The 19,052-nt window shown below is 58.3% G+C and carries 18 protein-coding genes and 1 riboswitch; of the genes, 13 read left to right on the top strand and 5 right to left on the bottom strand.

Going from position 1 to position 19,052, the window contains the following annotated elements:
• The coding region (gene recQ, locus ACQZ5F_RS13030; RefSeq protein WP_448730442.1) for a DNA helicase RecQ at positions 1–1,741 on the top strand (1,741 nt) is incomplete at its 5' end.
• A 57-nt stretch (positions 1,742–1,798) separates the two neighbouring features.
• Here recQ and ACQZ5F_RS13025 read toward each other — a convergent pair.
• Positions 1,799–3,031 carry an ROK family transcriptional regulator gene (locus tag ACQZ5F_RS13025; protein WP_448730443.1) on the bottom strand — a complete coding sequence of 411 codons (1,233 nt, stop codon included), beginning with the start codon at positions 3,029–3,031 and terminating at the stop codon, positions 1,799–1,801.
• 265 nt (positions 3,032–3,296) lie between these two features.
• On the opposite strand from ACQZ5F_RS13025, the gene ACQZ5F_RS13020 reads away from it, so the two are divergent.
• The 8 genes from ACQZ5F_RS13020 (at position 3,297) to nrdF (ending at position 11,491) form a co-directional block, all read left to right on the top strand.
• Positions 3,297–4,319: a sugar ABC transporter substrate-binding protein gene (locus ACQZ5F_RS13020; protein WP_046799093.1), complete on the top strand. Its 1,023-nt coding sequence runs from the start codon at positions 3,297–3,299 to the stop codon at positions 4,317–4,319.
• A 226-nt stretch (positions 4,320–4,545) separates the two neighbouring features.
• Positions 4,546–5,628 carry an ABC transporter permease gene (locus ACQZ5F_RS13015; RefSeq protein ID WP_052820097.1) on the top strand — a complete coding sequence of 361 codons (1,083 nt, stop codon included), beginning with the start codon at positions 4,546–4,548 and terminating at the stop codon, positions 5,626–5,628.
• Complete coding sequence (locus ACQZ5F_RS13010; protein WP_046799094.1) at positions 5,628–6,410, top strand: ATP-binding cassette domain-containing protein; 783 nt, start codon at positions 5,628–5,630, stop codon at positions 6,408–6,410. The genes ACQZ5F_RS13015 and ACQZ5F_RS13010 overlap by 1 nt, the downstream gene beginning before the upstream one ends.
• The gene (locus ACQZ5F_RS13005) at positions 6,407–7,036 is read left to right on the top strand and encodes a nucleoside triphosphate hydrolase (RefSeq protein WP_225339639.1); all 630 of its coding nucleotides are present in this window, start codon (positions 6,407–6,409) and stop codon (positions 7,034–7,036) included. The genes ACQZ5F_RS13010 and ACQZ5F_RS13005 overlap by 4 nt, the downstream gene beginning before the upstream one ends.
• A 133-nt stretch (positions 7,037–7,169) precedes the next feature.
• Positions 7,170–7,393, top strand: a riboswitch (cobalamin riboswitch).
• A gap of 300 nt (positions 7,394–7,693) precedes the next feature.
• A complete protein-coding gene (gene nrdH / locus ACQZ5F_RS13000) occupies positions 7,694–7,915 on the top strand; it encodes a glutaredoxin-like protein NrdH (protein ID WP_046799096.1) in 222 nt (73 codons plus the stop codon).
• 12 nt (positions 7,916–7,927) lie between these two features.
• Positions 7,928–8,326, top strand: a complete 399-nt coding sequence (nrdI, locus tag ACQZ5F_RS12995; protein ID WP_225339638.1) for a class Ib ribonucleoside-diphosphate reductase assembly flavoprotein NrdI — start codon at positions 7,928–7,930, stop codon at positions 8,324–8,326.
• Positions 8,314–10,500, top strand: coding sequence for a class 1b ribonucleoside-diphosphate reductase subunit alpha (gene nrdE / locus ACQZ5F_RS12990; protein WP_225339637.1), 2,187 nt, complete (start codon positions 8,314–8,316; stop codon positions 10,498–10,500). The genes nrdI and nrdE overlap by 13 nt, the downstream gene beginning before the upstream one ends.
• 16 nt (positions 10,501–10,516) lie before the next feature.
• Positions 10,517–11,491, top strand: a complete 975-nt coding sequence (gene nrdF / locus ACQZ5F_RS12985) for a class 1b ribonucleoside-diphosphate reductase subunit beta (protein WP_046799098.1) — start codon at positions 10,517–10,519, stop codon at positions 11,489–11,491.
• Positions 11,492–11,520: 29 nt separating this feature from the next.
• Here the strand turns inward: nrdF and ACQZ5F_RS12980 are convergent, their stop codons facing one another.
• Complete coding sequence (locus ACQZ5F_RS12980) at positions 11,521–12,624, bottom strand: alpha/beta hydrolase (RefSeq protein WP_137085609.1); 1,104 nt, start codon at positions 12,622–12,624, stop codon at positions 11,521–11,523.
• A 152-nt stretch (positions 12,625–12,776) separates the two neighbouring features.
• On the opposite strand from ACQZ5F_RS12980, the gene recF reads away from it, so the two are divergent.
• From recF to ACQZ5F_RS12965, 3 genes are read left to right on the top strand one after another with little or no spacing between them, the layout of a single operon-like run.
• Positions 12,777–13,904 carry a DNA replication/repair protein RecF gene (recF, locus tag ACQZ5F_RS12975; protein ID WP_225339635.1) on the top strand — a complete coding sequence of 376 codons (1,128 nt, stop codon included), beginning with the start codon at positions 12,777–12,779 and terminating at the stop codon, positions 13,902–13,904.
• A gap of 22 nt (positions 13,905–13,926) precedes the next feature.
• Positions 13,927–14,694: a molybdopterin-synthase adenylyltransferase MoeB gene (locus ACQZ5F_RS12970; RefSeq protein ID WP_225339634.1), complete on the top strand. Its 768-nt coding sequence runs from the start codon at positions 13,927–13,929 to the stop codon at positions 14,692–14,694.
• Entirely contained in the window at positions 14,691–15,167 is a 477-nt protein-coding gene (locus ACQZ5F_RS12965) for a GNAT family N-acetyltransferase (protein ID WP_225339633.1), read from the top strand. Before ACQZ5F_RS12970 ends, ACQZ5F_RS12965 begins: the two co-directional genes overlap by 4 nt.
• A 42-nt stretch (positions 15,168–15,209) precedes the next feature.
• Here the strand turns inward: ACQZ5F_RS12965 and ACQZ5F_RS12960 are convergent, their stop codons facing one another.
• The gene (locus ACQZ5F_RS12960) at positions 15,210–15,887 is read right to left on the bottom strand and encodes a hypothetical protein (protein WP_225339632.1); all 678 of its coding nucleotides are present in this window, start codon (positions 15,885–15,887) and stop codon (positions 15,210–15,212) included.
• A gap of 58 nt (positions 15,888–15,945) precedes the next feature.
• Positions 15,946–16,950: a 2-hydroxyacid dehydrogenase gene (locus ACQZ5F_RS12955; protein WP_046799103.1), complete on the bottom strand. Its 1,005-nt coding sequence runs from the start codon at positions 16,948–16,950 to the stop codon at positions 15,946–15,948.
• A 180-nt stretch (positions 16,951–17,130) separates the two neighbouring features.
• Here ACQZ5F_RS12955 and ACQZ5F_RS12950 point away from each other — a divergent pair, with 180 nt between their 5' ends.
• Entirely contained in the window at positions 17,131–17,664 is a 534-nt protein-coding gene (locus ACQZ5F_RS12950; protein WP_046799418.1) for an SH3 domain-containing protein, read from the top strand.
• Here ACQZ5F_RS12950 and ACQZ5F_RS12945 read toward each other — a convergent pair.
• Positions 17,657–18,649 carry an adenosine kinase gene (locus ACQZ5F_RS12945; protein WP_046799104.1) on the bottom strand — a complete coding sequence of 331 codons (993 nt, stop codon included), beginning with the start codon at positions 18,647–18,649 and terminating at the stop codon, positions 17,657–17,659. The genes ACQZ5F_RS12950 and ACQZ5F_RS12945 overlap by 8 nt on opposite strands.
• Between the last annotated feature and the right edge of the window lie 403 nt (positions 18,650–19,052).

Below are 19,052 nucleotides of genomic sequence, written 5' to 3'. Positions count from 1 at the left end.
CGATATCATCCAGCATGTCATGGCGGGAAACAATGCCTTCGTCCTCATGCCGACGGGCGGAGGAAAGTCGCTTTGTTACCAGATCCCGGCGCTTGCCCGTAGCGGCATGGGGCTGATCGTTTCACCGCTGATCGCATTGATGGTGGACCAGGTCGCGGCACTTCGTCAGGCGGGTGTGCGGGCCGAGGCCCTCAATTCCGATCTTTCTCTGGAAGAGCGTCGAACGCTCTGGCGGGAGATGCGGGCCGGCAATGTCGACATTCTTTATGCCGCGCCGGAAACCCTTCTCAAGCCGGATGTGCTGGACGCGCTTCAATCCATTGACCTGTCGCTGATCGCGGTTGATGAAGCTCATTGCCTGTCGCAATGGGGGCATGATTTCCGCCCGCCTTACCGTCAGCTCGATATGCTGATCGAGCGTTTTCCCGATACTCCACGCATGGCGCTGACGGCGACCGCCGACGAGCCCACCCGTACCGAAATTCTCGGTCATCTCGCGATCGATGAGGATGACGCGTTCATTGCCGGATTCGACCGCCCCAACATCCGCTACGCGATCATGGAAAAGGACAATCCCCGCGCCCAGCTGAAACGCTTTCTCAATGGCCGGGAGAATGAGAGCGGCATCGTTTATTGCCTGTCGAAACGCAAGGTCGATGAGACGGCGGCGTGGTTGCGGGAAGAGGGGCGAGACGCGCTGCCCTATCACGCGGGTATGGACAAGACCGCCCGCGAGGCAAACCAGACCCGTTTTCAGCACGGTGAGGCGGTGATTATCGTCGCCACCGTCGCTTTCGGCATGGGCATTGACAAGCCGGACGTGCGCTTCGTGGTTCATATCGATCTGCCGGGCAGCATCGAGGCCTATTATCAGGAGACCGGCCGTGCCGGTCGTGATGGTCTGCCGTCAGACGTGCTTATGCTTTACGGTTATGAAGACATCGCCTTGCGCAACCGCTTCATTGAAGAATCGGATGCTGCGGACCAGCGCAAATATATGGAGCGCCAGAAGCTTGATTCCCTGCTCGGTCTTGCGGAAACAGCGGGCTGCCGCCGTCAGGTCCTGCTCTCCTACTTCGGTGATCGATGCGAGCCGTGCGGTAACTGTGATACCTGTGCGGAGCCACCTGACCTGTTTGACGGCGCGATAGCCGCGCAAAAGCTGCTCTCCTGCATTTACCGCACCGGGGAACGTTTCGGCCAGGCCTATGTCATTCGCGTCTTACTCGGCGTCGAGGACGAGCGGATTTCCCGTTTCGGGCACGATCAGATCACCACTTATGGGATCGGCAAAGAGCATGATAATCGCTCCTGGCGCGCCATTTTGCGGCAGCTGGTTGCACTGCGCCTGATCGAAGTGGATCTGTCCGGACATGGCGGATTGTCGATTTCCGAAGAAGGGAGGCGGTTCCTGCGCGAAAAGCCAGCCCTGATGCTGAGAATACCATCCGCGCCCCGTTCTGCCCGGCAGCAGACGCCGCGGAATGCCGCATCGACAGCTTTGCCGGAGGCGGATCGTAGTCTCTTCGAGGTGCTGCGTGCAAAGCGTATGGAAATTGCCCGTGCACAGAACGTCCCGCCTTATGTGATTTTTCACGATAAGACCCTGATCGAACTGGCTGCTGCGAAACCGGCCTCGGCGAGGGAGATGGCGCAGATCCCCGGCGTCGGAGACACCAAGCTGGAGCGCTACGGCCCCGCCTTTCTTGAGGCGATCATGCAGCACGCAACTGGCGCGTGACTGACAGATAAATTCGGCGAAGAGCAGCTTGGGGATAGTAAGGTAAAGCGTAAAGGCTCAGCCTGTCGTATCCTTAAAGAGAACGTTCTGATCGATGAGATAGCGGGAAAACAAGGGCAGACTTGCCCCCCCGATCGCCCGGGCCTGGCTGCCGACCGCGCCTTCGATGATCTCCGGCAGTGTGACGCCCTGGAGATCATGATGCTTGAGGGCAAGCCGGGTGGCGGAGACTATTCTCGTCCTGACCCAGTCGGGAAAACCACCATCGATGATGACGCTGGAAAAATCGATGATCGAGGCTGCCGCGATAACAGCTTGCGCGAGCGCCGCGGCAGTTTTATTGATCCAGCTTTCCAGCGGTTCGCCGAAATCGATCCATTCGTCGGGTGAGAACCACAGGGGACGCGGATCGATACCCTTTTCACGTAGCATGTTCTCGAGAACGAATATCGACGCGATTTTCAGAAGCTGAACCGTGTTGCCATCCTGCCCCTGCACCGGCAGGGGGCCGATCGCGCCGGCGGTACCTGTTTTTCCAGAGAACAGCGCCGAATTCAAAACGACTCCGCCACCGATGAAGGAACCGATGAAGATATAGAGAAAATCGGGGTAGTTCTGGCCGGCGCCAAAAACCAGTTCTGCACCGCAGGCACTGGTCGCGTCATTCTGCAGAAAGACGGGGTAGCTGACGCTTTCGGCAATTTCGGAGCGGATATCAACATCCCGCCACCGTTCCATTTCGGCTTGCGGCGCGCCCACTTCCTGGGCCCAGTTCCACAGCTCGAATGGGGCGGCGATACCAACTCCGGTGATTTTTTGCCGTTCCGCCGGTGACAATTTCGATTCGATCTCCGTGATCCCTTCGATCACGAACGGCAATATCCACTCCGGCAGAGGGTAAGGGTAAGTTTTGCGGAGCTTGAGTTTTATCCGGCCGACAAAATCCATCAGCACAAGATCGACGCTGCGCCGGCCGATCTTCACGCCAAAAGAAAAGACGGCGTCGGGATTGAGACGCATGGGCGTTGACGGTTGCCCGACTTTTCCACGCAGTCTTTCGCCACGAATGAGAAGGCCGTCTTTCTCCAGCAAGCGCATGATGACCGAGACAGTTTGCGCCGAAAGGCCGCAAAGCCTGGATATTTCGGCTTTCGACAATCCGCCATGGCGGCGCACGAGCGACAGCACCAGCCGCTCATTATAAGCGCGCACCCCGATCTGGTTGGCGCCGCCGCTCATATCCATAATGGTGGGCGGCGCAGGCGGCGCCGTCTCGACAGATTGTCTCATAATGTCATCCTCCCGCCCGCTATATCCGTCACGACCGATACCTGCAGGCTTTATGGCAATCTTGCTATCGCAACGTAAACAACGGCGGCGATATTCCTCCCTGCCGCATATTAGAATGCCATACGGAATTAATAATTCAATCGGATTTATTTATTGACAGGCGTTTCCTTTGGTGGTTCCATCTGGGTCAACGATCATTGTTCTCGGAGGAGACGAGATCGTCGGGTAACCGTCACGGTGCTCAAATATCCATTGGGAGGATCTCATGAAGACCACTGTTTCCGCTCTTCTGGGCGCGCTTGCGCTTGGCGTTTCTTTCGCTTCCGTCGCGTCCGCGGCCGATACTTCGGTTTGCCTCATTACCAAAACCGACACCAATCCCTTCTTCGTCAAGATGAAGGAAGGCGCGACCGCCAAGGCCAAAGAACTTGGCGTGACGCTGAAATCCTATGCCGGCAAGATCGACGGCGATTCCGAAAGCCAGGTCGCAGCCATCGAGACCTGCATCGCCGATGGCGCCAAGGGTATCCTGATCACCGCATCTGACACCAAGGGCATCGTTCCGGCCGTGCAGAAGGCGCGTGACGCAGGCCTTCTGGTGATCGCTCTCGACACGCCTCTGGAGCCCGTCGATGCCGCCGATTCCACCTTTGCCACCGACAATCTTCTGGCTGGTGAGCTGATCGGCAAATGGGCCGCCGGCACCCTTGGTGATAAGGCCAAGGACGCAAAAATCGCCTTCCTCAACCTCACCCCCTCCCAGCCGACGGTGGATGTGCTGCGTAACCAAGGCTTCATGAAGGGCTTTGGCATCGACGTTAAGGACATCAACAAGATCGGTGATGAAAACGATCCACGTATCGTTGGTCACGATGTTACCAATGGTAACGAAGAAGGCGGCCGCTCGGCGATGGAAAATCTGCTGCAGAAGGACCCGACCATCAACGTTGTCCACACCATCAACGAACCTGCGGCTGCCGGCGCTTATGAAGCGCTGAAAGCGGTTGGCCGTGAAAAGGATGTTCTGATCGTTTCCGTCGACGGCGGTTGCCCCGGCGTCAAGAACGTGGCGGAAGGTGTGATCGGTGCAACCTCGCAGCAATATCCGCTGCTGATGGCAGCCCTCGGCGTCGAAGCCGTCAAGAAGTTTGCCGATACGGGTGAAAAGCCGAAGCCGACCGAAGGCAAGAACTTCGTCGACACCGGTGTGACGCTGGTAACCGACAAGCCGGTCAAGGGGCTCGACTCCATCGATACGAAGGAAGGTCTCAACAAGTGCTGGGGCTGATGCCTCACCGTTGAAACCCGCGGGGGCATTCGTGCCCCCGCCCTTGGAGCAGAATGAATATCAGGCACGATCCGGGGGATCGGACAAAGGAACAAACGAGCGCGCCGCGCGTCCCGCAGACACGAGATTGGCCCGCTTCACAACACTTTGAATCTACGCGTCATTCTTTTGGGAAGTAGACCCTTGTTTCAGGGCGGATGCGATAGAGCGATCGGGAGGAAAATCCATGAGCGATCAGCCGGTGCGGGCTCAGCCGCATAATGAATTTGAAAATGTGCTTTCGGGAAGTTCGACGCAGGTCGCCGCTTTCGATACGCACGACAAGAGTGTTCTGGAAAAACTACAGCACTTTCTCCACTCCAGTCCGGCGGCCGTTCCGCTTATCGTTCTGGTGCTGTCTCTGATTGTTTTCGGCCTGCTCCTCGGCGGCAAGTTTTTCTCGGCCTTCACGCTGACCCTTATTTTGCAGCAGGTCGCCATCGTCGGTATTGTCGGCGCGGCGCAGTCGCTGGTCATCCTGACGGCGGGCATCGATCTGTCGGTTGGCGCGATCATGGTTCTGTCCTCCGTCATCATGGGACAGTTCACCTTCCGTTACGGCTTGCCGGCGGAACTCTCCATTCTCTGTGGCCTCGCCGTCGGCGCATTTTGCGGCTTCATCAACGGTATTTTGGTCTCGCGCATGAGGCTGCCGCCCTTCATCGTCACGCTCGGCATGTGGCAGATTGTACTGGCGACCAACTTCCTCTATTCCGCAAACGAGACGATCCGAGCCCAGGATATCGCCCAGCAGGCGCCGATCCTGCAATTCTTCGGCGCCAATATCCGTGTCGGCAGCGCGGTCTTCACCTATGGCGTCATCGCCATGGTTCTGCTTGTCGCCCTGCTCTGGTATGTGCTCAACCGCACCGCCTGGGGCCGCCATCTTTATGCTGTGGGTGACGATCCGGATGCTGCCGAACTTGCCGGCGTCAACGTCAAGCGTATGTTGACCACCGTTTATACCCTGTCCGGCCTCATCTGCGCCTTCGCCGGCTGGGCCTTGATCGGCCGCATCGGCTCGGTTTCGCCGACCGCCGGCCAATTCGCCAATATCGAATCCATTACCGCAGTGGTCATTGGCGGCCTGTCGCTGTTCGGCGGGCGCGGCTCCATCATGGGTATGATCTTCGGTGCCCTGATCGTCGGCGTCTTTTCGCTCGGCCTCAGGCTCATCGGAACCGACCCGCAATGGACCTATCTGTTGATCGGCGTCCTCATCATCATGGCTGTCGCAATCGACCAGTGGATCAGAAAGGTAGCAGGCTGATGGCAAAAGAACCCATTCTCACAGCACGCAATCTCGTCAAACGCTACGGCCGGGTAACCGCCCTCGACCATGCCGATTTCGATCTTTATCCCGGAGAAATCCTGGCCGTGATCGGCGATAACGGCGCCGGCAAATCCTCGCTCATCAAGGCGATTTCCGGTGCGGTGACGCCCGATGAGGGAGAGATCAGGCTGGAAGGCCAGCCCGTGCAGTTCCGCTCGCCCATCGAGGCGCGCAAGGCCGGCATCGAGACGGTCTATCAGAACCTCGCGCTGTCGCCGGCGCTTTCCATAGCCGACAATATGTTCCTCGGCCGGGAAATCCGCAAAGCCGGCATTCAGGGCAGTCTTTTCCGCGCGCTGGATCGTCCGGCCATGGAAAAATTCGCCCGCGAGAAACTCTCGGAACTCGGCCTGATGACGATCCAGAACATCAATCAGGCGGTGGAAACCCTCTCCGGCGGCCAGCGGCAGGGTGTAGCGGTGGCGCGCGCGGCGGCCTTCGGCTCCAAGGTCGTCATACTCGACGAACCGACGGCGGCGCTTGGTGTCAAGGAAAGCCGGCGCGTTCTGGAGCTTATTCTGGACGTGCGCTCGCGCGGGTTGCCGATCGTTCTCATCTCGCACAACATGCCGCATGTTTTCGAGGTTGCGGATCGCATCCATATCCACCGGCTCGGCAAGCGCCTGTGCGTCATCAATCCGAAGGACTACTCCATGTCCGACGCCGTCGCCTTCATGACCGGCGCCAAGGAAGCGCCGAAGGAAACGCTTGCCGCATGACGCTGAAGCTTGAAACGATCGCCGAAGACGTTCTTCGGCGGGCAGAAGGTAAATCCCGTTTTATCCTCGCTATTGCCGGTCCCCCTGGGGCCGGCAAATCCACGCTGGCGGATGCCCTTTGCGATGCTTTGCTCGCACGGGACGAAACGGCCGCCGTCCTGCCGATGGATGGCTTCCATATGGACAATGGCATACTTGAAGAGCGAGGGCTGCTGTCGCGTAAGGGCGCGCCCGAAACCTTCGACGTGCGTGGTTTTCTCGATATCGTCTTTGCCGTTCGCAAGGGCGGGCAGGAGGTGCTTGTTCCGGTTTTCGACCGCTCCCGCGAAATCGCCATTGCTTCCGCCCGCGCCATCGCGCCTGAGACCCGCTTCATCCTGGCTGAAGGCAATTATCTGCTGCTCAACGAGGCGCCTTGGACAGCGCTTTCCGATAACTTCGACCTCACCATTTTCGTTGGACCGTCCGTCGCGGTGCTTGAAGAGAGGCTGCGCAACAGATGGCAGGGCTATGGTCTTGATGCAGCTGCGGTCCACGCCAAGCTGTTTGAAAACGATCTTCCCAACGGCAAAAGGGTGATCGAGAATACCCGCCCCGCCGATATTCACATCGATATCTGGGAATAGATTAACGCTTTCCCGTCCTGTGGCGGCAAGGCGCACTTGTCGTTAAGCCTTTGTTGACCATGTGTTGAATCTTTTTGATCCACAGGGTGGGGCTTTCCTGTGTCTATTCATTGACGTGAAAATTTCCTCATATACTATATGTGGTGTTCGAGGTTCTTCCGATTCGCAAGGATTGGGAGCTAAGACGGGAATTCGGTGCGTAACGCCATTATGGCGAAGCAAGGCCGAAACTGCCCCCGCAACTGTAAGCGGCGAGCATCGTTCCGATTTGGGTCACTGGGGTCAAAAGCTCCGGGAAGGCCGGAACAGATGTTGTGACCCGCAAGTCAGGAGACCTGCCTTGAGCGCAAACGTCCACGGGCGGGGTGTCCGGAAGGAAGGTATGGCGCAAATGAATTGCGTTCGCCCTTTTCTGCCCCCTCCAGAACAAGCTTCGGGGTGAAGTCATGCCAGTGCATTTTTTTAAGTTCCTGCGCTCATCGGCGTAGAGAGTGATCTTACGCGGCCCGGAACATTTTCAGGGACACCGGTTTCCGTCCGGAAATGCGACAAACCCTCTAAGCCGTGCGCCTCACCTGAATGACAGATCCATCCACCCGATTGCGACCGCAATCGGCAATGTTGAGCCGTGTGTAAAGCGGCTTCGAAAGGGAAATTATGACCGTCACCGTTTACAGCAAGCCCGCCTGCGTCCAATGCACCGCCACCTATCGTGCGCTGGACCGCATCGGTGTCCCCTATGAGATCGTCGATATTTCTGAAGATGCGGATGCGCTCGATCACGTTCGCGGCCTCGGTTACATGCAGGTTCCCGTGGTCGTCGCCGGCGAACGCCATTGGGCGGGTTTCCGGCCGGATATGATCGGCGCGATCAGCTGAGGCGGCAGCGTGATGGGGCTGATCGTTTATTATTCCAGCCGCTCTGAAAACACGCATCGTTTCCTTATGAAGCTCGGGCGGCGCTTGTTTCGCCTGCCGCTCGGTGCTGAGGATGACGTGCCTCAGGTGTCGGAGCCCTATGTGCTCGTTACCCCCACCTATGGCGGCGGCGGTATGAAAGGGGCAGTGCCGAAGCCGGTCATCCGGTTTTTGAACGAGCCCTCCAACCGAAATCTCATTCGCGGTGTCATCGCGGCGGGCAACACGAATTTTGGCGCAGCTTTCGCATCCGCCGGAGATATCGTCTCGCGCAAATGCGCAGTGCCGTTTCTCTATCGCTTCGAGCTTCTCGGCACGGAGGAAGATGTCGCCAACGTCAAACATGGATTGGAACGATTTTGGACACGCTAACCTCGAGCGCGCTGCGCAAGGACGCCAAACAGCCGGCAGCCACAACTCAGAAACCGCTCGAAGCGGCTCTGGACTATCATGCGCTGAACGCGATGCTGAACCTTTACGACGAGAACGGAAAGATCCAGCTCGACAAGGACCGCCTTGCGGCCCGGCAATATTTCCTGCAGCACGTCAACCAGAACACCGTCTTTTTCCATAACCTCAGGGAAAAGCTCGATTATCTGGTGACGGAGGGCTATTACGAGCAGGAGGTGCTGGACCAGTACTCCTTCAATTTCGTTCGAGATCTCTATGACGAGGCCTATGCCCGGAAATTCCGTTTTCCGACCTTTCTCGGTGCCTTCAAATATTACACCTCTTATACGCTGAAGACCTTCGACGGAAAACGCTATCTGGAGCGTTACGAGGACCGCGTCTGCATGGTGGCGCTGGCTCTGGCGCGCGGCGATGAGCAGCTTGCCCGCGACCTGATGGACGAGATCATTTCCGGCCGCTTCCAGCCGGCAACGCCGACATTCCTCAACGCCGGCAAAAAGAGCCGTGGTGAACTGGTCTCATGTTTTCTGCTGCGTGTGGAAGACAATATGGAAAGCATTGGCCGCTCCATCAATTCGGCGCTGCAGCTTTCGAAGCGCGGCGGCGGCGTGGCGCTGTCCCTGACCAATATTCGCGAATTCGGAGCGCCGATCAAGCAGATCGAAAACCAGTCTTCCGGCGTCATTCCTGTCATGAAGCTATTGGAAGACAGCTTTTCCTACGCCAACCAGCTCGGTGCGCGTCAGGGTGCCGGCGCAGTCTACCTGCATGCCCACCACCCTGACATCATGCGCTTCCTCGATACCAAGCGCGAAAACGCCGACGAAAAAATCCGCATCAAGACCCTGTCGCTTGGAGTGGTTATCCCTGACATCACCTTCGAACTCGCCCGCAACAACGAGGATATGTACCTGTTCTCGCCCTATGACGTGGAGCGGGTCTATGGCGTGCCGTTGACCGAGATTTCTGTCAGCGAAAAATATCACGAGATGGTCGCCGATAGCCGCATCCGCAAGAAGAAGATCAAGGCGCGCGAATTCTTCCAGGTGATCGCCGAGATCCAGTTCGAAAGCGGTTACCCATACATCATGTTTGAGGATACGGTGAACCGCGCCAATCCGGTCGCCGGCCGCATCAGCATGAGCAATCTCTGCTCGGAAATCCTGCAGGTCAGCGAAGCGAGCGAATTCAATGCAGATTTGTCCTACAGCCATATGGGCAAGGATATTTCCTGCAATCTCGGCTCGCTGAACATCGCCTCGGCGATGGATTCGGCCGATTTCGGCAAGACGATCGAGACCTCCATCCGGGCGCTGACGGCAGTGTCGGACATGAGCCACATTTCCTCCGTTCCCTCGGTGGAAAAGGGCAATGATGCCAGCCACGCCATCGGGCTTGGCCAGATGAACCTGCACGGTTATCTGGCGCGCGAACGCATCTTCTATGGTTCTGAAGCAGGCGTCGATTTCACCAATATCTATTTCTACACCGTCACCTATCACGCCATCCGCGCCAGCAACCGTCTTGCCGTGGAACGGGGCCAGAGCTTCAAGGGCTTTGAGAGTTCCAAATATGCCTCGGGCGACTATTTCGACAAATATACCGACCGGGAATGGTTGCCCGCGACGGAAAAGGTCCGTGAGCTCTTCGAAAAAGCCGGCATTGCCATTCCAACGCAGGAAGACTGGACGGCGTTGAAGCAGAACGTGATGGCATCGGGTCTCTATAACCAGAACCTTCAGGCCGTACCGCCAACCGGTTCGATCTCCTATATCAACCACTCCACCTCTTCCATTCATCCGATCGTCTCGAAGATCGAAATCCGTAAAGAGGGCAAGATCGGCCGCGTTTATTACCCGGCTTCCTATCTCTCGAACGACAATCTCGAATATTATCAGGATGCCTATGAGATCGGCCCTGAAAAGATCATCGACACCTATGCGGCGGCCACCCAGCATGTCGATCAAGGCCTGTCGCTGACGCTGTTCTTCCGTGATACGGCGACCACACGCGATATCAACCGGGCGCAGATCTACGCCTGGAAGAAGGGCATCAAGACCATCTATTACATCCGTTTGCGCCAGATGGCGCTGGAAGGCACGCAGGTTCAGGGCTGCGTTTCCTGCACGCTCTGAATTGAGGGACAAGACAATGAACATTGCCGTAAAACCCGCGTCCCGTATCCGCGCAGTCAACTGGAACCGCATCGAGGACGACAAGGACCTCGAAGTCTGGAACCGTTTGACCTCGAATTTCTGGCTGCCGGAAAAGGTGCCGCTTTCCAACGACATCCCCTCTTGGGGAACCCTGAAGCCGGAAGAACAGAAACTGACGATCCGTGTCTTCACTGGCCTGACCTTGCTCGACACCATCCAGAACGGTGTCGGCGCCGTGCGCCTGATGGAGGATTCGGCAACGCCGCATGAGGAGGCGGTGCTTTCCAACATCTCCTTCATGGAGGCCGTGCACGCCCGCTCCTATTCCTCGATCTTTTCGACGCTCTGCCTCACGCCTGACGTTGACGACGCCTATCGCTGGTCGGAGGAAAACGAGTTCCTGCAGCGCAAATCCGCGCTCATCATGCGTGAATATGACAGCGGCGATCCGCTGAAGAAGAAGATCGCCAGCGTGTTTCTGGAAAGCTTCCTGTTCTATTCCGGCTTCTACCTGCCGATGTTCTGGTCAAGCCGCGCCAAGCTCACCAATACGGCGGATCTTATCCGTCTGATCATCCGCGACGAGGCCGTGCATGGCTATTATATCGGCTATAAGTTCCAGCGGGCGCTGGAGCGTCTGGACGAGGCGAAAAAACAGGAAATCAAGGATTTCGCCTTCGATCTCCTGCTCGAACTTTACGACAATGAAGCGAAATATACCGAAGACCTCTATGACGGCGTTGGTCTGACCGAGGACGTCAAGCAGTTCCTGCATTATAATGCCAACAAGGCCCTGATGAATCTGGGTTACGAAGCGCTGTTTCCGGCCGAGGCCTGCCGGGTCAACCCGGCGATCCTCTCGGCACTCTCACCCAATGCTGATGAAAACCACGACTTCTTCTCGGGTTCCGGCTCATCCTATGTCATCGGTAAGGCTGTTGCCACTGAAGATGAAGACTGGGATTTCTGAAACCAGAGGCCGGGAAGAACCCGCAGAAACTACTGCGGGTTCACCACCTGGCTCGCAAGGCGGAAGGGGCTGGATACGGTCGCGCCGATCGCATCGAAAACGAAGGCACCCGCACTGTTGATGTCGCCGCCGCGTCTGCTTGATTCCAGCTGCGGCACCATCGAGGCCAGCGCGGCATAGCGGTCATGGTTGAGCGGGTCGGAAGCCTCGAGTTTGGAAATGTCGATGAACTGCACGCCCTCCTTCAGGGCGGCTTCCTGTACCTGCGGGTCGGTCACGTCAAGTGCTCCGATACGAGTGACATCGGCGCCCAAAATGGAAGATGCTTTCAGGGCGCGGTCGTCCTTGGAAACGAGAACGGTGAGCGGCGGGTTGAGCCGGCCGACCACCTCTATCTGTTTGCGAAACACATCGGCATCGATATCAGGTGCTGCCAGCACCACCTGCAGCTTGGCGATCACGTCGTTCCTGCCCTGCAAGCGCAACTGCCGCAGCGCTTCCATGACCAGCCAGCCACCCATGCTGTGGCCAAACACGACAACGCTTTTTCGCGGGGTCTGCCGGGTAAGGTCGATCAGAACACCAGCCAGCGCATCGCGCGAAAAGGTCGCCGATTCCTTGTCGGCCACATAACCGGTGACGTTGGCCTGCGACGGCCAGGAGAACACCAGCGGCACGCCATCCATCTTGGCATCGGCAGCCATCTGCGTCGCGCGGAACAGCGCTTCCTGATAGCTGTAATTGTAACCATGCACAAAAAGCGCGATCTGCTTGCCGGACCGGGCGACGTCGCCAAGATCGGCATTAAAGCGCGGCTTCGTCAGCATATCGGCCCGGGTGACGACAAAATCCTTGTTCGGATCCGGCTTGCCGCTGGCCCACTCGATTTTTCCGCTTTTATGAGTGGGAGGAATGGAAATGTCGAAGCTTGCGTAATTCGGCTGCATCGCCCGCTCCGTGCCAAAACCCTTTTTCGCATCGGTGTTTTTCTCCCGTGTGCTCACCACATAGGCCGTCACGATTTTCGTGCCATGGGCCTTGGTGTTTATGGCCTGCAGCACGTCCGCCCCCGGCCTGCCTGCACAGGATGAAAGAAGACCGAGAGTGAGAAACAGCGAAAAGATCAGGCGCATGAATGGGCTACCGATGATAAGGAATGGCTCATAAATAACCGGCCGTCCAAAAAGTTTCTACTGGAGAATGAATTGCCTTGCTGTGACGGTCTTTAATACGGATGGGCATTCCCCTTCTTGCCATCCGGCCATGTTCGTTTTAGGCCGTACAGATGACGAACAAGGTGTCGCTTTTACGGCTGAAACTCACGGACTTCCGCAACTATGCGGCGGCGGCGCTCACGCTTGATGATCGCCATGTTGTGCTGACAGGCGATAATGGCTCCGGCAAGACAAATCTGCTGGAGGCGGTCTCGTTTCTTTCACCCGGCAGGGGCCTTCGCCGGGCCACCCTGTCCGATGTTACCCGCGTCGGAGCGGAGGCCACCGGTTTCTCGATCTTTGCCGATGTCGAAGGCATGGATGGCGAAGTTGCCATCGGCACCGGGATTGAAGGTGATGGCGAAGTGTTGTCGCGTCGCCTGCGGCTGAATGGTACATCGGTCAAGTCGGTCGACGAACTGACCGATCATTTGCGCGTGCTGTGGCTGACGCCGGCCATGGACGGCCTCTTCACCGGCTCGTCATCGGATCGCCGGCGTTTTCTCGATCGGCTGGTGCTGTCGCTCGACCCCGCCCATGGCAGGCGGGCAAGCGATTTCGAAAAGGCCATGCGCGGCCGTAACCGCCTGCTTTCGGAAGGCCGTTTCGACCCTGTCTGGCTGGATGGTATCGAAAAGCAGATGGCGGAACTCGGCATTTCCATGGCGGTTGCCCGTTATGAAATGCTTGGCCTTTTGAAGACCCTGATCGAAGGGCGGGCGGGCAACGCTGCTTTCCCCTCGGCGGCGCTTTCGCTTTCCGGTTTCATGGATGACGGGCTTAATCGCCCGGCGGTCGATCTGGAAGATGAATATAGGCTTATGTTGCGCGATGGCCGGTATCGGGACGCGGCTGCAGGTCGCACGCTGGATGGCCCGCACCGCGTTGATCTCTTCGTGCGCCACGCGGAAAAGAACATGGAAGCGGAACGCTGTTCAACCGGAGAGCAGAAAGCGTTGCTGGTCGGGCTGGTGCTTGCACATGCGCAGCTGACCGCCAATATGACTGGCCATGCGCCCATTCTGCTCTTGGACGAAATCGCCGCTCATCTGGATGAGGGCAGACGTGCCGCTTTGTTCGATCTCATTCACGCACTCGGCGGTCAGAGTTTCATGACCGGAACCGATGCGGCCATGTTTTCCGCCCTTGGCGAGCGGGCGCAGTTCTTCAATGTTTCCCACGGGAGCGTCACGGGATGACGATAGAGAGATGGAGGGCGAGATGGACCCGCTGAGCCCGGAAGAAATCGAACGCTACAAGCGCCACATCCTGCTGCCTGAAATCGGCGGTGCAGGCCAGCAGCGGCTGAAGGCGGCGCGTGTGCTGGTTATCGGCGCGGGTGGCCTCGGCGCGCCCGTCCTTCATTATCTTGCCGCCGCCGGCGTCGGCACGCTCGGTATGATCGATGACGATGTGGTTTCCCTGTCCAACCTCCAGCGACAGGTGATCCACGATAGCGGCACCATCGGTGAGCTGAAAACGCAAAGTGCCCGCAAGGCCATCGCCCGGCTCAATCCACATGTCCGCACGCTGGTTTATGAGGAGCGCTTTTCGCAGGTCTGGGCGCATGACCATCTGCAATCCTTCGATCTGCTGATCGATGGTTCGGATAATTTCGATACGCGCTATGCCGCCGCCGATGCAGCGGAAGCGGCGAAGAGACCGTTGGTCACCGGCGCCGTCGGCCGTTTCGATGGCTCGGTTACCGTCTTGAAACCCTATGCGATCAACGCAGAAGGCACTCTGTTGCCGGGTTATCGTGATCTGTTTCCCGAGCCGCCGCCGCAGGGTCTCATTCCCAATTGTGCGGAAACCGGCATCGTCGGCGCGCTGACCGGGGTTATCGGCACCCTCATGGCCATGGAGGCGATCAAGGTGATCACCGGTGCCGGTGAGCCGCTGGTCGGTCGCCTGCTGCTTTATGATGCGCTGTCGGCCCGTTTCGAAACCGTGCGTTACAAACGCCGGCCGGCCGGAAAGAAACCATGATCCGGATCGCAAGGGTTGGGGAGGAATTCGATCGCTGGCAGGACTTGCTGGCGCTTATCATGGCGTCCTTCGCCTATATGGATGGTGTCATCGATCCGACATCCTCGGCCCATCGCCTGACACTCGAAAATCTTTCCGAAAAGGCGAGGGCGGAGATTGCGTTCGTGGCGCTTGATGGTGATGAGCTGCTGGGCTGCCTGTTTTGCCGGCCGGAGCCGCCGGCCTGTCTTTACGTCGGCAAGCTGTGCGTTTCCCCGAAAGCGCAGGGAAAGGGCATCGGCAGGATGCTGCTTGAAAGAGCCGAAGCACTGGCCGGCGAATTGGCGCTACCGGCGCTACGCTTGGAAACACGCATCGAACTTGGCGCCAATCACGCCAAATTCGCCGCCTGGGGTTTCGTCAGGACCGCTGAAAATACCCATGCCGGTTATGATCGCACGACCTCGATTGAAATGACGAAATTCCTCGGTTGAGGCCGTCCAGCCTTTGCGGCAAAGCCGGCATTGCGAACCGGCCTATCGCAGAAGGCCGGATTGCAGCATTTGCGAGATAAAGACCGCGGAAACGCGGTCGATGCCCGTCTCGGGCTGAACGTCGCCTGATCCGACCCGCCAGACGCGCTTGTCCGCTCCGCTGACGAGCTGGATTTCCGTCGTGATCTTATGCGTCACCGGTGCTGCCATCGCGGCTTCCGCCATCTGTTTCATAAGGTCCGCAGACGGCATGCGGCCACCGTCACCGAGGTCATCCGGCTTTGCGCCAGCTTTCAGCTTTCTGAAGGCTGGCTCGGCATCTGCAACGACGCAGTTCATCTTAATCCGCGCCAGGAACGCACCTGTGGGCAATTGCGCTCCGATGCGTGCTGGTTCAGCCTGGCAGCGCGCGCGCTTCGTGCTTGCCAACCACAGCTTTGCAAACTGGTTCTGCTGTTCGCTTGTGGTCCCCTTTGGCGCGTTGGAACCCTTGTATTTAAGCTGCCAGGCGACCGGATCTGTAACCAGTTCCATATCGACGTAACGCGGGCCGCTATCCGGAGAACCCCATTCTTTATCCAGTCGAACCATGCTGCCGCGATCAAAATTCAGCCAGGCACGATAATAGAGTTCCGCTGTCTCTTCGGGCGAGAGTGAAGCGGCCCGGACGGGGCTGCTGCCCAGAACAAGCAAGATGGAGATGAGCAGCAAAAACTTCACCGGAGTTCCCATTGACCTTCCCCCACGCGATAATCAGACGATGACTTCTTTAGCTGACTTAGCTACGCCCCGGCAGCACCCGGTTCGGCGGACGGTGTCCATCGAACAGCGTGCGGATGTTGATGATGACCTTGTCGCCCATTTCGATGCGGCCTTCGATCGTCGCAGATCCCATGTGCGGAAGCAGAACGACCTTGCCTTCCTTGGCGAGCTTGATGAGCTTGGGGTTCACCGCAGGCTCATTCTCATAGACATCGAGACCGGCGCCGGCGATTTTTCCTTCGCGCAGGCACTGGATCATCGCCGCCTCATCGATGATATCGCCGCGCGCAGTATTGACGATGTAGCTGGTCGGCTGCATCAGCGCCAGCCGCCGCGCCGAGATCAGGTGGTAGGTCGCGGGTGTCGAGGGGCAATTGACGGAGACAATATCCACCCGCGCCAGCATCTGGTCGAGGCTGTCCCAATAGGTTGCCTCAAGCTCCGCCTCTGTCGCGGGGTTGACGCGTTTGCGGTTGTGATAATGAATGGAAAGGCCAAAGGCCTTGGCGCGCCGCGCAACCGCAGTTCCGATGCGGCCCATGCCGACAATGCCGATGCGCTTGCCGGAAATGCGCCGCCCCAGCATCCAGGTCGGCGACCAGCCGAGCCACTCATCCGAGCCATTGGCAAGCACGCGCGTGCCTTCGATCATGCGGCGCGGCACGGCCAGCACCAGCGCCATGGTGATATCGGCGCTGTCTTCGGTCAGCACATTCGGTGTATTGGTAACGGTAATGCCCTTTCGGGCTGCGGCGTCCACATCCACATGGTCGATGCCATTGGAGAAGCTGGCGATCAGCTTCAGTTGCGGCCCCGCCTGTTCGATCATCGCGGCGGTGATGCGGTCGGTCACGGTCGGCACCAGCACGTCCACCCGCTGCATGGCGGCGACAAGCTCCGCCTCGCTGCGCGGCGTATCGTCGATATTCAGTTCGGCATCGAAGAGTTCGCGCATTCTGGTCTCGACGACGTCAGGCAATTTGCGGGTGATATAGACTGTCGGTCTCTTCTTGTGGGTCATCGTTTGCCGCTGCCTTGTTCAGAAGTCATTAACCAGAAAGAGCGATAATTTCTTTCAATCAGGGCGTTTCTACCAGACCCGCCGGCGAAGACAAACAAAACTCGCCGAGGCTCGAGGCATGTGGAAACGAGCCTCCTCGAATATCATCCGGTTTGCAGAAGGCGGGAAACGGAAATGGGCATGCGCAGTGTGGTTTCTATCGTTTGCATTGCATTGTCTTTGGGCCTCTTCGGTGCGGCAACTGAAGCCATGGCGCAGGGTGCCGCCAAGGGCGCAAGCGGCCTGCCTCTGCCGCGTTTCGTCAGCCTGAAATCCAAGCGCGTCAATATGCGCATCGGCCCCAGCACGGATTACGCCGTGTCATGGATGTATCTGAAATCGGGAATGCCTGTCGAAATCATCCAGGAATATGAAAACTGGCGGCGCATCCGCGATGCCGATGGCACGGAAGGCTGGGTCAACCAGGCGCTGCTGTCCGGCGAGCGCACCGCCGTCGCCGCCCCATGGATGCGCGGCAAGGGCAAGGAAGTTTACGTCAACATGCGCCGCGAAGCGCAGTCTGGTGCTTCGGTCATCGCCCGGCTGGAGCCGGGCGTCGTCTTCAGGATCGGTGAATGCAATGGCGACTGGTGCCGCGCCGAGGCCGGTCAGGCCTCGGGCTGGGTTTCGCAGGGCGAAATCTGGGGTGCCTACCCCGGTGAGGCCTTTAAATAAGGCCGTGCTTTGCGCCAAGCGCCTTGAGCGATGACATCGGGCGCGGCCCTACCTGCTGAATGACGGCCGCGGCCGCGAGGCAGCCGAGCTTGCCGCAATCTTCGAGCGACCGGTCCTGCGTATAACCGAACAGGAAACCGGCGGCGAAAAGATCGCCTGCGCCTGTCGTGTCGACCACGTCATGCACGGGATAGGCCTCTACCTTCACGCGTTCCGTACCGCGCAGGATAACGGCACCTTCTTCGCTCATTGTCACCGCCGCGATCTTGCAGTCGGCGGCAATTTTCGTCAGCGCCAGCTCGAAATCGTCGGTCTCGTAAAGCGAAAGCGCTTCCTGCTTGTTGGCGAAAACAATGTCCACCGTGCCGGAGCGCATCAGGTCGAGAAATTCTTCGCGGTAACGGCCGACGCAGAAACTGTCGGACAGCGTCATGGAAACTTCGCGGCCGTTTTCATGCGCAATGCGGGCGCATTCGCGAATGGCGTCCTTGGCGCGCGGCGGATCCCACAGGTAACCTTCGAAATAGGTGACCTTGGTCTGCGCCACGACGTCGTCTTCGACGTCTTCAGGGCCGAGATCGACGCAGGCGCCGAGATAGGTGTTCATCGAACGCTCGCCATCTTCTGTCACGAAGATCATTGAACGGGCGGTGGGCGGAAACGTGCCTTCCGGCTTCGTTTCGAAGTAGACGCCCTGTGCACGGATATCGTGCTGGAAGATTTCTCCGAGCTGGTCTTCGGCGACCTTGCCGAAATAGGCGGCCTTGCCGCCGAAATTCGCCACACCGGCCGCCGTGTTACCCGCGCTGCCGCCGGAGGCTTCGAGAGCCGGCCCCATCAGCGAATAAAGCAGCTCGGCGCGTTCCGCATCGATGAGGTTCATCGCGCCTTTGGTAATGGCATTGTCGTTGAGAAAGCGATCATCGCAGCGGGAAATGATGTCGACGATGGCATTGCCGACAGTCAATACGTCGAATTTCGTCATGGGGCCCTATCCAGTTCGCACGAGGCGTGTGCGTATTTTCAAACGGTCTTAAACATTTCTGGCGGCAAGAAAAGCCCAAAGGGAAAATATGCGGTTCTCCGCAAAGAGGAGGAAACGCGTCATTTGCCTGTAATGTGGCTAAGCTATTGCTCGTTCCAGAGCAAAAGGTGTGTGAATGCGTACCGGAATGGAAGACATGATGGTCTTCTGGCTCAACCGTTATCTCCGCCACGGATGTACTGGCGGCGTATAACGGACATAAAAGGCGGGGGAAACCCCGCTTTTTCTTTGCCCTGATGCCGCGGAATGCCGGGTTATGGGGCAGCGAAGAGCATTACCGGTGAAGGCGCTTAATCGATTTGCCTTCTGCGTTGCATGCGATCCGCAATTGGCGAAAACAAAG

The sequence above is a fragment of the Agrobacterium sp. 22-210-1 genome, from assembly GCF_053522525.1.
The sequence above is the reverse complement of the archived record's forward strand: the minus strand, read 5'-3'. Positions and strand labels throughout refer to the sequence as shown.

Coding starts and splice junctions, on each gene's coding strand:
- ACQZ5F_RS13025 (WP_448730443.1), bottom strand. CDS start 3,031: ATGAGACAATCTGTCGAGACGGCGCCGCCTGCGCCGCCCACCATTATG.
- ACQZ5F_RS13020 (WP_046799093.1), top strand. CDS start 3,297: ATGAAGACCACTGTTTCCGCTCTTCTGGGCGCGCTTGCGCTTGGCGTT.
- ACQZ5F_RS13015 (WP_052820097.1), top strand. CDS start 4,546: ATGAGCGATCAGCCGGTGCGGGCTCAGCCGCATAATGAATTTGAAAAT.
- ACQZ5F_RS13010 (WP_046799094.1), top strand. CDS start 5,628: ATGGCAAAAGAACCCATTCTCACAGCACGCAATCTCGTCAAACGCTAC.
- ACQZ5F_RS13005 (WP_225339639.1), top strand. CDS start 6,407: ATGACGCTGAAGCTTGAAACGATCGCCGAAGACGTTCTTCGGCGGGCA.
- nrdH (WP_046799096.1), top strand. CDS start 7,694: ATGACCGTCACCGTTTACAGCAAGCCCGCCTGCGTCCAATGCACCGCC.
- nrdI (WP_225339638.1), top strand. CDS start 7,928: ATGGGGCTGATCGTTTATTATTCCAGCCGCTCTGAAAACACGCATCGT.
- nrdF (WP_046799098.1), top strand. CDS start 10,517: ATGAACATTGCCGTAAAACCCGCGTCCCGTATCCGCGCAGTCAACTGG.
- ACQZ5F_RS12980 (WP_137085609.1), bottom strand. CDS start 12,624: ATGCGCCTGATCTTTTCGCTGTTTCTCACTCTCGGTCTTCTTTCATCC.
- recF (WP_225339635.1), top strand. CDS start 12,777: ATGACGAACAAGGTGTCGCTTTTACGGCTGAAACTCACGGACTTCCGC.
- ACQZ5F_RS12970 (WP_225339634.1), top strand. CDS start 13,927: ATGGACCCGCTGAGCCCGGAAGAAATCGAACGCTACAAGCGCCACATC.
- ACQZ5F_RS12965 (WP_225339633.1), top strand. CDS start 14,691: ATGATCCGGATCGCAAGGGTTGGGGAGGAATTCGATCGCTGGCAGGAC.
- ACQZ5F_RS12955 (WP_046799103.1), bottom strand. CDS start 16,950: ATGACCCACAAGAAGAGACCGACAGTCTATATCACCCGCAAATTGCCT.
- ACQZ5F_RS12950 (WP_046799418.1), top strand. CDS start 17,131: ATGCGCAGTGTGGTTTCTATCGTTTGCATTGCATTGTCTTTGGGCCTC.
- ACQZ5F_RS12945 (WP_046799104.1), bottom strand. CDS start 18,649: ATGACGAAATTCGACGTATTGACTGTCGGCAATGCCATCGTCGACATC.